Origin of the sequence: Bhargavaea cecembensis, assembly GCF_000826125.2 — a bacterium.
Classification (GTDB): Bacteria; Bacillota; Bacilli; order Bacillales_A; family Planococcaceae; genus Bhargavaea; species Bhargavaea cecembensis_B.
In genome coordinates this window covers 136,376-149,901 of the sequence record NZ_LN651371.1, presented here as the reverse complement: position 1 = coordinate 149,901, position 13,526 = coordinate 136,376, and the positions used below count along the sequence as shown (strand labels likewise).

Here is a 13,526-nt window from a genome sequence, read left to right as displayed (position 1 = left end):
GTATTGAACGGAGAAAAGGGGAGGGTAGGGAGGCTGGTCTGATGTTCGAACTCTCCTCACTCGAGGCCGAACTCTCCTTACTCGGGCTCAAACTCTCCTCACTCGAGGCCGAACTCTCCTCACTCGCCGACTCAAATGCAAAATGCCGCCCGGCCATGGTTGAGCCGGGCGGCGTTATTCAATCTGCAGAGTGACATCCGTGGCGAGTCGTCCGGATACGGCCTCGAGTCGGACACATCCGGGGCTGAGTCGTCCGCATTCGGCCCCGAGTCGTCCAGGTTTTATTTTCCAGCCTGCAAACTCGCCGCTTTTCGTCACCTCGCCCTCCGAAATTATTCTCCCCATTGAAAACCTGAGCGTCTCCCTAATTGCTGATGGAAAGCTTCAGACAGCACGGTTAAGGGCTGTTTAAGAAAATGGGTGGTCGGACAGGATTCGCCGGCCAACTTAAATGATAGGGAAGCGGCTCACCCTTGGAGGAATTTCGATTGGGAAAGAGAAGTAAGTTGAATAGGAAGTGTTATATCAAGCAAGGGAAGGGGCGAAGGAATCATGGAAGCGATCATGGGCGTTCTGCTTGGTTATCTGGGCCTGTTTTATCCGACGTTGATTGCAGCCGCCGTCTGTTTCATCGTCTCTTTGATTAAGCGGTCATGGAAGTGGATGCTTGCGAGCACCATCCTGATCTATCCGGGCACTTGGTATCTCGGTGCCATGCCGCCTTTCTTCTGGGCCGGCTACATCCCGCTCATCCCGCTTGCCCTGACAATCTGGCTGTTCCTGCTTACTCGGAAGGAGAGAGGAGAAGTGAAAGGCTGATTGATATTCAATAGTGAAATGCCGCCCTGCTGTGGATAAGCAGGGCGGCATTATTTTGAATGAAGTCCGGGCCTCTTGGATTTTATTTTCCCGCAATCAAAACCCGAACGTTCCCCTCAGCGCCGAGGCATATGTCTGGCTGACGGGGAGCTCCTCGCCGTCGGTCGTTTCGACAAGAAGGTTCCCGGTGAAGTCTTTCCGGATGCGGACAATCGCGTCGGTGTTGACGAGATAAGACCGGTGGATCCGGTGGAAGGATTCCGGCAGCACGGTTTCCAGCTGCTTCAGCGTCTGGGTCGTCGAGTAGGCTTCGCCGTCCAAGTAAAACCAGGTCTTCTTGTCAGCGCTCTCGATATGCGTGATTTTGCCGACCGGGACGGGGACCCACTCGTCATCCTGCCGTCCGGTGAGGAAGCGGACCGGATCTTCGCCGGGCGGCCGCCAGCCCGGCGGCAGAAGGACGACGACCGCGCCGGGTTCTTCGCCGACTTCCACCGGGTAGCCGATCCCGTAATAAGGAGGGATCTCGTCGCTGCCGTCCAAATAGGCTTCCGTCCGTTTCCTTTCCTTGAGTACCCGGTGGGCGATGCTGCCGGGTTCGACCGGCGCGCCCGCCGCAAGCGGAATCCGGTGCCCCTTCCCGTTGAAATGAACATACTTGCCGCCCGCGGCCACCGCGAGCGCCGCCTCCTCCGGAATCCATTCCCCGATCATGGTCGTGAACTGTTCCAACACAGCGTTCGTCATCCCATCTCCTCCGTTCATCGGATTTTCCCCTGCCTTCATCATCCATTTCCCCCTTTTTGTCAGAAAGCACAGACAAGATTGATTACTCTGTTATATAGTAATCTACAACAACAACCCCTGTTGTGGAACAGTCTAAAAGGACTATTTTTCACGGCAGCCATAAAAAATCTGGAAAGGTGTGGCGGATATGACGACAAAACAAAAGGAAATCCAACAAATCGAGGCTGGCTGGAAAGAAGAGCGGTGGAACGGAATCGAACGCCCGTACGCGGCGGAGGACGTATACAGGCTGCGCGGATCGGTACAGGTCGAGCACACGCTCGCACGGCGCGGATCGGAGCGTCTCTGGAAGTCCCTTCATGAAGAGCCGTTCATCAACGCGCTCGGCGCACTTACCGGGAACCAGGCGATGCAGCAGGTGAAGGCCGGACTGAAGGCGATCTATCTGAGCGGCTGGCAGGTGGCGGCGGATGCGAACGTCGCCGGACAGATGTATCCGGACCAGAGCCTGTATCCGGTGAACAGCGTGCCGCAGGTCGTCAAGCGGATCAACCAGGCGCTCCAGCGTGCAGACCAGATCGACCGCTCGGAAGGACGCGAAGGGTTCGACTGGTTCGCGCCGATCGTGGCCGACGCGGAAGCCGGGTTCGGCGGTCCGCTGAACGTCTTCGAGCTGATGAAGTCGATGATCGAGGCCGGTGCGGCGGGCGTCCACTTCGAGGACCAGCTCGCGTCCGAGAAGAAATGCGGCCACCTCGGAGGGAAGGTCCTTCTCCCGACGCAGAACGCGGTCCGCAACCTGATCGCGGCACGCCTCGCGGCTGATGTCCTCGGGGTGCCGACACTCATCATCGCACGCACCGACGCCGATGCCGCGGATCTGATCACGAGCGACGTCGACCCGGCGGATCAGGAATTCATCACAGGAGAGCGCACGCCGGAAGGATTCTACCGCACGCGTGCCGGCATCGACCAGGCGATCGCACGGGGCCTCGCCTATGCGCCGTACGCAGACCTCGTCTGGTGCGAAACGTCCCACCCGTCGCTTGAAGAGGCGAAGCAGTTCGCGGACGCAATCCATGCGAAATTCCCGGGCAAGATGCTCGCCTACAACTGCTCGCCGTCGTTCAACTGGGAAGCGAACCTCGATCAGGAGACGATCGCCGAGTACCAGCGCGAGCTCGGCAAGATGGGCTACAAGTTCCAGTTCGTCACGCTCGCCGGCTTCCACGCGCTCAACCACGGCATGTTCGAACTCGCCCACGCCTACAAGGACGAAGGCATGGCTGCCTATTCCCGCCTTCAGCAGGCCGAATTCGCAAGCGAGGAGAAAGGCTACACGGCGACCCGCCACCAGCGCGAAGTCGGCACGGGCTACTTCGACGAAGTGGCACAGGTCATTTCGGGCGGCACTTCTTCCACGACAGCGATGGAAGGATCGACGGAAACGGCACAGTTTGTTTGAGGAAGGGAGCGGATCGAGATGACGAACAAGACGACAGAATTGCGGACGATCACCGTGACGGGCGGCAAGACGCCGTATTCACCGGAAATCTTGACACCGGACGCACTCGCTTTTCTCGCCGAGCTGCATGAGCGGTTCAACGGGCGCCGGCTGGAGCTGCTGGAGAAAAGGCAGGAGCGGCAGGCCCGGTTCGACGCCGGCGAACAGCCGGATTTCCTTCCTGAGACGGAACAGATCCGGGAAAGCGAATGGACGGTCGCACCGATTCCGGACGACCTGAAAGACCGCCGGACGGAGATCACCGGTCCGGTCGAACGCAAAATGGTCATCAACGCGCTCAATTCAGGCGCAAAGACGTTCATGGCCTGCTTTGAAGACGCGACGAGCCCGACTTGGGAAAACATGGTCGAGGGTCAGAAAAACCTATCCGACGCTGTACGGCGGACGATCTCCTATACGAGGGAATCCGACGGGAAAGAATATAAGCTGAATGAAAAAACGGCCGTGCTCATCGTACGGCCGAGGGGCTGGCACCTCGACGAGCGCCATGTGACGGTGGACGGCGAGCCGATATCCGGCAGCCTGTTCGACTTCGGACTGTTCTTCTACCATAACGCACAGGAACAGATCCGACGGGGGACCGGGCCGTACTTCTACTTGCCGAAGGTCGAAAGCCATCTGGAGGCACGGCTCTGGAACGACGTGTTCGAGTATGCACAGGAGCGGCTCGGCATCCCGAACGGCACGATCCGGGCGACCGTCCTGATCGAGACGATTCTCGCCGCATTTGAGATGGATGAAATCCTCTATGAGCTGCGCGACCATGCGGCGGGTCTCAACTGCGGGCGCTGGGACTACATTTTCAGCTACGTGAAACGGTTCCGCAACCAGCCGGAAGTGCTCGTGCCGGACCGCAGCCAGGTGACGATGACCGCGCCGTTCATGCGGGCCTACACGCAGCTTTGTGTGAAGACATGCCACCGGCGGGGCGCGATGGCGATCGGCGGCATGGCCGCGCAGATTCCGGTGAAAGGCGACGAGGAAGCGAACGCCGACGCATTCCAAAAAGTCGCGGAAGACAAACGGCGGGAAGCGACCGACGGCCACGACGGCACGTGGGTCGCCCACCCGGGACTCGTTCCGGTCGCCATGAGAGAATTTGACCGGGTGCTCGGCGAACGGCCGAACCAGCTCGACAACAAGCGCGAAGACGTGCACGTGACCGCCGCGGATCTGCTTCAGGTCCCGGAAGGCACGATCACCGAGGAAGGCATCCGGACGAACATCAACGTCGGCATCCGCTACATCGCCGCGTGGCTGTGCGGAAGCGGCGCCGTCCCGATCAACAATCTGATGGAGGACGCCGCGACCGCCGAAATCTCACGCTCTCAGATCTGGCAATGGATCCGCCACCCGGAGGCCAGGCTCGACGACGGCCGCGACATCACCGCCGGCCTGTTCCGTCAGCTGCTCCAGGAAGAACTGTGGAAGATCCGCAAAGAACAAGGCGCCGACCGATTCGCCGAAGGCAAAATCCAGCAGGCCGCCGACCTGTTCACCGAACTCACGGAAAAAGACGAATTTGAAGAATTCCTCACGCTGCCGGGTTATGGACAACTGAACTAATCCAACCAACACAGGAGGAGATCTGAATGACAAACATCAACCGGAAACCGAAGATGAAGAAGATCTGTGTGGAATGCGGCTGCGAAATCATCGAGAAAGTCGAGTCCCCTCATCACGAGTGCGAGCGGTGCATCGGAAAGCAGGAGCTGTGAGGCAGAAGCCAATATGTAAAGAGCCACCGGTTGGAGCGGTGGCTCTTTCTTTTCGGAAAGGCTCTGAAACTTATCAATCATTAAGAACGTATGAATATTAAAGCTCAGAGTTATTCAACAAACGAAGTCAAATTATTGATAAAGGTCGGAGAGGAGTATGCGAAATGATACAGATTCTCTTTGTTATATCAATATGAATTTTGCCGACCTTTTTTATGATAAATGATTACTTAAAAATGGATAGTAAAGAAAAACAAAGATTTAAAGATGAATTTAAACAACCAATAGCTCTTTTGGGGGTAGGGTTATTAGTTCTGGGCCTATTGATTACATACTCAGGCATTATACTAGATGCAAAGTGGATTCAGCATATTGGTGTCATTATGGTGTTTATTAGTTGGTTTACTACAAGTATTGTAAGCTGGAAAAGAGGAAAGACCAATTTTTCTACAAGTGCTTTTCTTGCCTTGTTAGGAATTGTGGGTGTAACAGCGTATGGCTATTTTTTCTTCAGCTAATGGAGTGCAATTGTGTAACATTTTATCAACTAAAGACAGAAGATGAAGTGATTCAGCGAAACAAGGACCTAGAAATGGGTCTTTATTATTTTTTTATCAACGGTATTATATAACAAAGCCTTTGGAAAAGGATTTACTAGCTTTCATATTGAATGAATTAGGAACAGATAGCAGGATAATCTTGAAGAGCAGACGAAAATCGTGGTAAGATAAAACTGCAATATTCCGACTTTTTCATGTTATTTACCGGTTGAAGATGCTCACCTGCCAATTAGGATAGGGAATCTACCGACTGCCGCGTTAATCTGACGACTCAAAATTTATAAGTAGGTGCCGTAAATGAACTCATTACTGGGATACAGATATTTTTAAAGGGGCGTGAAAAGATGTACACAGAAATCTTCCGGGAATTGGTGAATATTATGCACCATGACTATTCGGGATACATAGACAAAAAAGGCTGGGATAAACCAAGTCCTTATGAAGATAGAATTAGGAGTTTAGAGAGCAACAATGATTTAATGGTGAGTGACTTTTTAGAAATTGTTCAGGATTATCTATTGGATTTTAAAGACCCGCACTTATCTTTCGGTTTGATTGAAAAACATTCACAAGAGGAATTCGATAACGGTTTTCGGGTAAGACGGCATAAGGATAAGCTGTATATCACGGCGATTACCAATGAAAACCGCTTGAACTTAGGTGAGGTAATTCTATCACTGGATCAGTTACCTATATCGGAATTGATAGAAAAACATCAACGGGAATTGATGGAAACAAAGGCGGAGCGTGAGGACTGGAGAAGAGTCATTCCAAAATATAATCTTGCTGAAGTGATGGATGCAAAAGGCGATATTCGCCTTATCGAGTTAAAGAAATACGAAAAAGCAGAATACAAACGGCAGCATACCATCAGGAAAATCGATCATGATACATTACTTATGACTCTGTCTGACTTCTGGGAGCCGGCACCTATTGATCAATTATTAGAAGCACATAAAGATCTCCTGGAGAATACATCGAACCTAATAATTGATGTTCGGACAAATTTAGGCGGGAGTACGTTGTCGTATAAAGCTTTGGAAAAGTATCTCTTTCCCAAAGGAACAAATAAAATTGACTTCACCTTCTATAATATGAAGGTAAACTGCACAAACAGGAACGCAGATTTAATCATAAAAGCGATTGATGAAGAACTGGAAACGATTGAAAATGAAGAGTATCGCGAAGGACTTAAACAATGGAAAGAACAAACTTGGGAAAGGTATCGGGGAAAGGGATTTGTTAATTTTGATGATGAGAACAGTGATTCCGGATTTGAAGTCACTGGCTTAGACTTTCCTGAAAATATTGTCGTCCTAACGGATAATTACTGTGGGAGCGCAGGGGATATATTTGTTTATCTGTGCAAACAATCCCCTAAGGTAGTGGTGATTGGCAGGCCGACGATGGGCGTCAACGACTATTCGAATCTATCTGAAATGGTTTGGGATGACCGATTTAAACTTATGTACGCAACATCTCGATTAACTCAATTAGATCACCGCAAAGCAGGGGCTGAACAAGGAATTAAGCCCGATATTTATATTCCATGGACGCCGAAACATGTTGAGGCGGATATAGACCTGGAAGAAGCTATAAAGTTACTGCAGGAAAAGACGACTGGGGGCTATGTATATTGATAGGGAGGGTTCCTGCTTTGTCTATTTGATACTCCTTAGAGAAAATGCCCGCCGATCTTTTGAAGGGAGAGAGAACATTTGTGAGTAAAAAACGTCTTCTACTGGGGTGTATAACCGGAGGTATTCTATCGTTTATTGTACTGACACTGACAGACGATCGACTGGTTACGAAAGCTGCTTCTCCCTTGATCATTATCATAACTGTGATTCTCTTTAATCCTTCACTCCTACATAGGAAAAACAACCAAAACTAAAAGAGTATCCCGACCGGCGCTGCGGGGGATACTCTTTTTATGTTTTCCATCGCGGGGTCACTTGGCTTATTCGCAGTTGCATTTGTCGCATTTGTTGGAGTAGCACTCGTGCTGCTCCTCGATCTGCTCACCGCAGCTTGCGCACATTTTCGGAGGGAGGTTCTTGAAGAATTCAACGACGTTTTCAATCATAGGGTCATTCTCCTCTCGTTTTTTGTTATACAACTTGTTCGTGATGTCCATAGTGTATTATAACAGCGGAGGAAGTGTCAACGCTTTTCGCCCAATTAACCAAATTTACTGACGAAACAGCGGTTTAAACGGATGAACGGTGGATCGGCGCCGGCTGTGGTAAAATAGAATCCATCAGAAACGGGGAGGCTGAAGCATGAAATTCATTGATAACAAAGGCATTCACGATCCGTACATCAACCTGGCAATCGAAGAGTACATATTGAATACATTCGACACGGACGAGGATTCTTATCTCCTGTTCTATATCAACGGTCCGTCGATCATCGTCGGCCGGAACCAGAACACGATCGAGGAGATTGACGCGAACTATGTGGACAAGAACGGCATCAAGGTCGTCCGCCGTTTGTCCGGCGGGGGTGCAGTGTACCACGACCTCGGCAACTTGAACTACAGTTTCATTACGAAAGACGACGGAGAAAGTTTCCGCAACTTCCGGAAGTTCACGCAGCCGGTCGTCGATGCACTGCAGAAGCTCGGCGTCAATGCAGAGCTGCAGGGCCGAAATGACCTCACCGTCGAGGGACGGAAGATTTCCGGGAATGCTCAGTTCTCGACGAAAGGGCGGATGTACAGCCACGGCACGCTCATGTTCGACACCGACGTGGAGGAAGTCGTCAACGCGCTGAAGGTGAAGAAAGACAAGATCGAGTCGAAGGGGATCAAGTCGATCCGCTCGCGAGTGGCGAATATTTCCGAGTTCCTTGAAGAGCCGATGACGATTGAAGAGCTGCGTCAGTACTTGCTCGAGGAGATCTTCGGGGGCAAGGAAAACATCGAGTACCTGGAGCTCACCGAAGACGACTGGGAGAACATCAAGAAACTGTCCGAGAAACGGTACGGCAACTGGGATTGGAACTACGGCAAGTCGCCGAAGTTCAACATGTCCCACTCGCAGCGCTTCCCGGTCGGCGGCATTGACGTGAAGCTCGAAGTGAACAAAGGCAAGATTGAAGACGCCGCCATCTTCGGCGATTTCTTCGGCGTCGGCGAAGTCGCCGAAATCGAAGAGGCGCTCAAAGGCGTGCAGTACAGCCACGAAGCGATCGAACAGGCCCTCTCCGGCCTCGACATCGAAAAGCTCCTGGGCGGCATCACGAAAGACCAATTCATCGATCTCATCTACTGAGACGCAACCGGAAGGGCCTGACGGACGTCAGGCCTTTTTGATATGATGGGGGTGAAAATGATCGCTTTGATGAACGTCTCAGCTCAGATAATTAACGTTTCGCCGAGGATACGCAACGTTTCACCGAAGATACGCAACGTTTCACCGAAGATACGCAACGTTTCGCCGAAGATACGCAACGTTTCACTCGAGATAAACAACGCTTTCCAAAAGATAAACAACGCTTTCCAAAAGATAGACAACGTTTACCCGAGATACACAACGCTCCCACGAAGATACACAACGTTTCACCCTCAAACGATGAACCAATGGAGGCCAGACTGTGGAGAAGCACCGAATCCTGATTATTGAAGACGACCGGACGATTGCGCGGCTGCTTGCCGAGACGCTCCGGAAATATCATTACGATGTGCGGACAGCGGAGGATTTCGACCGGATCCTCGAATCAGAGGCCGAGTTTTCGCCGCACCTGATCCTGCTCGATATCAATCTTCCATCCTATGACGGCTATTACTGGTGCCGCCAGCTCCGGCAACGGACGACGGTGCCGATCTTGTTCATTTCCGCGCGGTCGGGCGAGATGGACCAGGTGTTTGCGCTTGAGAACGGCGGGGACGATTTCATCACGAAGCCGTTCAACTACGAGATCGTCCTCGCGAAGATCCGTAGCCATCTGCGCCGCTCGTTCGGGGAGTATGCGCCGAAGCAGGAGGAGCGCACAATCCGGCTCGGCCGCCTCGAGCTGTATCCGGAGCGGATGGAGCTGCATGCGCACGGAGAAGAAATCCCGCTCCAGAAGAAAGAGTGCGTCATCCTGGAGTTGCTGCTGTCCGAGTCGCCGAAAGTCGTGACGCGCGAGCGGTTCCTCGAGGAGCTGTGGGATGACCAGTCGTTCGTCGACGAGAACACCCTCAATGTGAACATGACCCGTGTGCGCAAGAAGCTCGCCGAGTACGGCATCAAGTCGCAGATCGAGACGGTGCGGGGCGCGGGCTACCGGTTCATCCCGGATCCGGAGGAAGCATGAAGGGGCTCCGCCTGTTCATCGCGGAGCACTCCGCGTACTTCGTGTTCCATGCGCTGCTCACTGTGTTCATCCTGTCGCTTTACTGGCTGGACGGCTTCCGCAATATCGACACGGCGGTTTACTCCGTCGTCATGGTCGTGCTGCTCACGACACTGTTCCTGACGGCGCGTTTCATTAACCGGCGGGCGTTTTATAACGCGATCCTCCGGCACCCGGACAAGATGGACAATCTGCTCACGCGGACGGCGAAGTCGCCGGAGCCGCGCGAAGTCGAGCGGTTCGCCCACGAGTCGTATGCGCTTTACGAGCGGGAAGTGCAGGCGCTCTATGAGGAAAAGAGCCGCCATGAAACGTTCATGAACCAGTGGGTGCACCAGATGAAGACGCCGCTGTCGGTCATCACGCTGCTCCTCCAGGAAGACGAGATCGACCGGGCCGCGATCGGGACCGAGACTGACCGGATCCGCCGGGGGCTGGAAACGGTCCTGCTCAATGCCCGGCTCGGGACGTTCGAGCGGGATTTGCACGTCGGCCGGGCGGATCTCGGTGCGCTCGTCCGGGAAGTCATCTCGGATCATAAGAAGCTGTTCATCTCGAACCGGGTGTATCCGGAAGCGGCGGTGGAAGACGGGCTCACCGTCACGACCGATCCGAAGTGGATGAAGACGATCATCGCCCAGTTCATCACGAACGCCGTGAAGTATTCGCCGGAGCCCGGCAGCCGGGTCCATTTCACCGCAGACCGGACGGAGGAGGGGATCCGCCTCACCGTCCGAGACGAAGGGATCGGGATTCCCGCCTCCGACCTGAACCGCGTGACGAAGGCGTTCTTCACGGGCGAAAACGGCCGGCTCACAGGCGAGTCGACCGGGATGGGGCTGTTCATCGCGAAGGAAGTGTGCGACCAGCTCGGCCACCGCCTGGAGATCCGGTCGACACCGGGGGAAGGGACGGCGGTGTCCGTCCTGTTCACCGACCAGCACGAAGAGGAAAAGAGGGAATCGGATGCCGATCGTCGAGATTGAAGAAGTTATCAAGATCTATGAAGGGAAAGTGACGCACCGGGCGCTCGACCGGCTCAGCTTCGAAGTGGCGGACGGGGAGTTCCTCGCGGTGATGGGGCCGTCGGGCAGCGGCAAGACGACGCTGCTCAATCTCATCTCGGGGATCGATCTGCCGACGTCCGGCCGCATCCAGGTCGCGGGAACGGATCCGGCGTCGCTGAAGCCGGACGAAGCCGCCCGCTTCAGAAGACAGGAGCTCGGCTTCGTCTTCCAGGATTTCAACCTGCTGCGGATGCTGACGGTCGAGGAGAACATCGTGCTGCCGCTCACGCTCGACCAGGTGCCTGTTGCCGAGATGGACGCGCGGGTGAAGGCGGTGTCGGCCCGGCTCGGACTTGATGGAATCCTTCAGAAACGGCCGGATGAGATCTCGGGCGGGCAGGAGCAGCGGACGGCGATCGCCCGTGCGCTCGTCCACAAGCCGTCTCTCGTGCTCGCCGACGAGCCGACGGGGAACCTCGACTCGCATGCCGCGCGGGAAGTGCTGGACCTCATGTCGACGATCAACCGGGAGAACGGCACGACGTTCATCATGGTGACGCACGACCCGATCGCGGCGAGCTACTGCGACCGGGTGCTGTTCATCAAAGACGGGGCGTACTACAACGAGATCCACCGGGATGACCGCCGCCGGACCTTCTTCCAGCGCATCCTGAACATGCTGTCGCTCCTCGGGGGGAATGTCGATGACCTTTCGTCAGTTCGCCTACCGTAACGTCGTCCGCAACCGCCGCGTGTACGCGGCATTTTTCCTCGCGAGCGTCTTTTCGGTCACGGTGTTTTTCCTGTACTCCATGCTCATGTTCCACCCGGGGATCGGGGAGCGGCTCATCACCGGCGTGACGTTGATCGGGATGACGGCCGCGGACCTGATCCTCTACGTGTTCACGCTGTTTTTCCTGTTTTATTCGATGCGGGCGTTCATGCAGGCACGTTCCGGGGAATTTGCGCTCCTGCTCCAGATCGGCATGGAGCGGCGCCAGCTCGGCCGTCTGCTGTTCCTTGAGATGCTGCTGCTCGGGGCGGCGTCGATCACGAGCGGCATCGCGATCGGGTTCGCCTTCTCCAAGTATTTCTTCATGATTGTCCGGGAGCTTCTCCGGCTGCCGGAACTGCCGCTTTATCTGTCGTGGAAGCCGTTCGCCCTCACGGCGGGCGCGTTCCTCAGCCTGTTCCTGATCATCGGCCTGTTCTCCGCCTTGATCGTCCGGATGCGGGACATCGCCGACTTCCGGAAAGGGGTCGGCGGGACCGCGGACCCGTTCGGCTATTCGAAGGTGAAAGCAGCATCGGGGATCGGCCTGCTGCTCGCCTCCTATGCCGCCGCGCTGTTCGCCGGGCGGGTGAACGTGCTGTACCTGGCCGTCCTCCTGCCGCCCGCCGCCACGCTCGGGACGTATTATTTCTTCTCCCATTCGGTGCTCGGGCTGCTGGATTTCGTCCGGAAGCGCAAGAGCCTGTACTGGCGGCGTGCGCGCCTCGTGTCATTCGCCGAGACGGCGGCGAAGATCAAAGACAACGCCAATATGTTCTTCATCGTCGCCATCGTGTCGACCGTGGCGTTCCTGTCCGTCGGCACGCTCGCGAGCCTCGCGTCGTACACGGCGCAGTACCGGGCGCTCAATCCGCTCGGCCTCGTCTACGTCAGCCAGCCGGACAACCCGGACGAGGCGGCACATATCCAGTCATTGAGACGGGATCTGAAACAGCGGGGGCTCGCGTTCAGCGAAGTGCCGCTCACGGTGCTGCGCGAGCAGTCCTCCTTCTCGGGACAGGAATTGAATGTGCTGCGCGAAAGCGACGTCAACCGGCTCGCCCGCGTGCTCGGGAGGAACGAGATCCGGCTCCGGCCGGGAGAAGCGGCGTTCCTTCCTTATTCACCGGAAGCCGCGTCGCGTCTGGAAGGGGCGGAGATCGACACGGTTCTGGAGAAAAGCGGCGTGGAGGTTGCCGTCCGCGGCACGATGGACGATCTGCTGTTCCCGGCCTACAGCCTCGGGACGAACTCGGTTGTCCTGAGCGAGACGGATTTCATCAAAGCCGCCTCTGCCCAGGCTGACCGGCTGTACACGTTTTATGCGTACGATGTGCCGGACTGGGAGGAGACGGTCGGCGTCGGCCTCGGGTTGTCGGCGATTATGTCGCAGGCGGCGCTCGCCGGCCGGACCGATGCACTTCCCTTCTTCTTTGAGAATCCGGGGGCGGACTACGCGGTCATCCGGTCGACGTTCCATCTGCTGCTCCTCACCGGCCTTCTCGTCGCTTCCGTGTTCCTCTTGGCTGCGGGCAGCTTCATTTATTTCAAGCTGTACACGATGCTCGACCGCGACAGGCGGCAGGCGGGCATCCTGAAGCGGCTCGGGCTCACGGACCGGGAGTTTGTGACGATCGTCAACCGCCAGCTCGTGCCACAGTTCTTCCTGCCGTGGGGGATCGCCATGCTGCACAGCTCGTTCGCGTTCCTGTCCCTGCAGGCGATCTGGAAGGAACTCACCGACATCTCGATCGTGAAGGAGATGGCGCTCGTCCTCATCGGATTCACGGTCATCCAGCTGCTCTATTTTTACCTCATCAGATGGCGCTACCTGGCGCATGTCCGGGGGCCGGTGTGAAATCGGATGGATGATGAAAAAAGCCGCCCGGCGCGGCTTTTTTTCGTGGCCTCGGAAGGGCGGGTTCCTGCCGGGGAACGGTTAAAAAGATAACGCTTTTGCAGATAAAGACAACGTTTCCTCCGATAAAGATAACGCTTCTTTTGAATGTGCCTGTCCGGCCTGAAAATGAAGGAGCC

General features: G+C 55.3%; 14 protein-coding genes. 12 read left to right on the top strand and 2 right to left on the bottom strand.

Translation table 11 applies throughout. From position 1 onward, the window contains the following. The first annotated feature begins 41 nt into the window (after nucleotides 1-41). Nucleotides 42-194 (top strand): hypothetical protein, encoded by a 153-nt coding sequence (locus tag BN1189_RS15920; RefSeq protein WP_179860874.1) that lies wholly within the window; start codon nucleotides 42-44, stop codon nucleotides 192-194. Nucleotides 195-552: 358 nt separating this feature from the next. Continuing rightward, nucleotides 553-819, top strand: a complete 267-nt coding sequence (locus BN1189_RS01205; RefSeq protein WP_040224773.1) for a hypothetical protein — start codon at nucleotides 553-555, stop codon at nucleotides 817-819. A 96-nt stretch (nucleotides 820-915) separates the two neighbouring features. Here the strand turns inward: BN1189_RS01205 and BN1189_RS01200 are convergent, their stop codons facing one another. Beyond that, a complete protein-coding gene (locus BN1189_RS01200; protein ID WP_179860873.1) occupies nucleotides 916-1,605 on the bottom strand; it encodes a LytTR family DNA-binding domain-containing protein in 690 nt (229 codons plus the stop codon). 148 nt (nucleotides 1,606-1,753) lie between these two features. On the opposite strand from BN1189_RS01200, the gene aceA reads away from it, so the two are divergent. The 5 genes from aceA to BN1189_RS01180 all read left to right on the top strand — a co-directional run bounded on the left by aceA (nucleotide 1,754) and on the right by BN1189_RS01180 (nucleotide 7,009). Continuing rightward, complete coding sequence (gene aceA / locus BN1189_RS01195) at nucleotides 1,754-3,031, top strand: isocitrate lyase (protein WP_040224771.1); 1,278 nt, start codon at nucleotides 1,754-1,756, stop codon at nucleotides 3,029-3,031. 18 nt (nucleotides 3,032-3,049) lie between these two features. Continuing rightward, nucleotides 3,050-4,657: a malate synthase A gene (gene aceB / locus BN1189_RS01190; protein WP_040224769.1), complete on the top strand. Its 1,608-nt coding sequence runs from the start codon at nucleotides 3,050-3,052 to the stop codon at nucleotides 4,655-4,657. A 26-nt stretch (nucleotides 4,658-4,683) separates the two neighbouring features. After that, entirely contained in the window at nucleotides 4,684-4,809 is a 126-nt protein-coding gene (locus tag BN1189_RS16235; protein ID WP_218922843.1) for a YhfH family protein, read from the top strand. Between the two features lie 236 nt (nucleotides 4,810-5,045). Further along, nucleotides 5,046-5,327, top strand: a complete 282-nt coding sequence (locus BN1189_RS01185; protein ID WP_257125350.1) for a Fe3+-siderophore ABC transporter permease — start codon at nucleotides 5,046-5,048, stop codon at nucleotides 5,325-5,327. 386 nt (nucleotides 5,328-5,713) lie between these two features. Next, on the top strand, nucleotides 5,714-7,009 hold the full coding sequence (locus tag BN1189_RS01180; protein ID WP_040224768.1) for a S41 family peptidase: 1,296 nt from the start codon (nucleotides 5,714-5,716) through the stop codon (nucleotides 7,007-7,009). 320 nt (nucleotides 7,010-7,329) lie between these two features. Here BN1189_RS01180 and yhfH read toward each other — a convergent pair whose 3' ends face one another. After that, nucleotides 7,330-7,455 carry a protein YhfH gene (gene yhfH / locus BN1189_RS01175; RefSeq protein ID WP_069201931.1) on the bottom strand — a complete coding sequence of 42 codons (126 nt, stop codon included), beginning with the start codon at nucleotides 7,453-7,455 and terminating at the stop codon, nucleotides 7,330-7,332. 196 nt (nucleotides 7,456-7,651) lie between these two features. On the opposite strand from yhfH, the gene BN1189_RS01170 reads away from it, so the two are divergent. The 5 genes from BN1189_RS01170 to BN1189_RS01150 all read left to right on the top strand — a co-directional run bounded on the left by BN1189_RS01170 (nucleotide 7,652) and on the right by BN1189_RS01150 (nucleotide 13,347). Further along, a complete protein-coding gene (locus BN1189_RS01170) occupies nucleotides 7,652-8,644 on the top strand; it encodes a lipoate--protein ligase (protein ID WP_040224767.1) in 993 nt (330 codons plus the stop codon). A gap of 322 nt (nucleotides 8,645-8,966) precedes the next feature. Next, nucleotides 8,967-9,671, top strand: coding sequence for a response regulator transcription factor (locus BN1189_RS01165; protein ID WP_040224766.1), 705 nt, complete (start codon nucleotides 8,967-8,969; stop codon nucleotides 9,669-9,671). Then, nucleotides 9,668-10,696: a sensor histidine kinase gene (locus tag BN1189_RS01160; protein WP_040224764.1), complete on the top strand. Its 1,029-nt coding sequence runs from the start codon at nucleotides 9,668-9,670 to the stop codon at nucleotides 10,694-10,696. Before BN1189_RS01165 ends, BN1189_RS01160 begins: the two co-directional genes overlap by 4 nt. Then, nucleotides 10,677-11,450, top strand: coding sequence for an ABC transporter ATP-binding protein (locus BN1189_RS01155; RefSeq protein ID WP_040224762.1), 774 nt, complete (start codon nucleotides 10,677-10,679; stop codon nucleotides 11,448-11,450). Before BN1189_RS01160 ends, BN1189_RS01155 begins: the two co-directional genes overlap by 20 nt. Continuing rightward, nucleotides 11,422-13,347 (top strand): ABC transporter permease, encoded by a 1,926-nt coding sequence (locus BN1189_RS01150; RefSeq protein WP_040224760.1) that lies wholly within the window; start codon nucleotides 11,422-11,424, stop codon nucleotides 13,345-13,347. The genes BN1189_RS01155 and BN1189_RS01150 overlap by 29 nt, the downstream gene beginning before the upstream one ends. The last annotated feature ends 179 nt before the right edge of the window (nucleotides 13,348-13,526 follow it).

What these genes read in the sequence shown, in the direction of transcription:
- BN1189_RS15920 (WP_179860874.1), top strand. Translation starts at nt 42, where the DNA reads ATGTTCGAACTCTCCTCACTCGAGGCCGAACTCTCCTTACTCGGGCTC.
- BN1189_RS01205 (WP_040224773.1), top strand. Translation starts at nt 553, where the DNA reads ATGGAAGCGATCATGGGCGTTCTGCTTGGTTATCTGGGCCTGTTTTAT.
- BN1189_RS01200 (WP_179860873.1), bottom strand. Translation starts at nt 1,605, where the DNA reads ATGAAGGCAGGGGAAAATCCGATGAACGGAGGAGATGGGATGACGAAC.
- aceA (WP_040224771.1), top strand. Translation starts at nt 1,754, where the DNA reads ATGACGACAAAACAAAAGGAAATCCAACAAATCGAGGCTGGCTGGAAA.
- aceB (WP_040224769.1), top strand. Translation starts at nt 3,050, where the DNA reads ATGACGAACAAGACGACAGAATTGCGGACGATCACCGTGACGGGCGGC.
- BN1189_RS16235 (WP_218922843.1), top strand. Translation starts at nt 4,684, where the DNA reads ATGACAAACATCAACCGGAAACCGAAGATGAAGAAGATCTGTGTGGAA.
- BN1189_RS01185 (WP_257125350.1), top strand. Translation starts at nt 5,046, where the DNA reads ATGGATAGTAAAGAAAAACAAAGATTTAAAGATGAATTTAAACAACCA.
- BN1189_RS01180 (WP_040224768.1), top strand. Translation starts at nt 5,714, where the DNA reads ATGTACACAGAAATCTTCCGGGAATTGGTGAATATTATGCACCATGAC.
- yhfH (WP_069201931.1), bottom strand. Translation starts at nt 7,455, where the DNA reads ATGATTGAAAACGTCGTTGAATTCTTCAAGAACCTCCCTCCGAAAATG.
- BN1189_RS01170 (WP_040224767.1), top strand. Translation starts at nt 7,652, where the DNA reads ATGAAATTCATTGATAACAAAGGCATTCACGATCCGTACATCAACCTG.
- BN1189_RS01160 (WP_040224764.1), top strand. Translation starts at nt 9,668, where the DNA reads ATGAAGGGGCTCCGCCTGTTCATCGCGGAGCACTCCGCGTACTTCGTG.
- BN1189_RS01155 (WP_040224762.1), top strand. Translation starts at nt 10,677, where the DNA reads ATGCCGATCGTCGAGATTGAAGAAGTTATCAAGATCTATGAAGGGAAA.
- BN1189_RS01150 (WP_040224760.1), top strand. Translation starts at nt 11,422, where the DNA reads ATGACCTTTCGTCAGTTCGCCTACCGTAACGTCGTCCGCAACCGCCGC.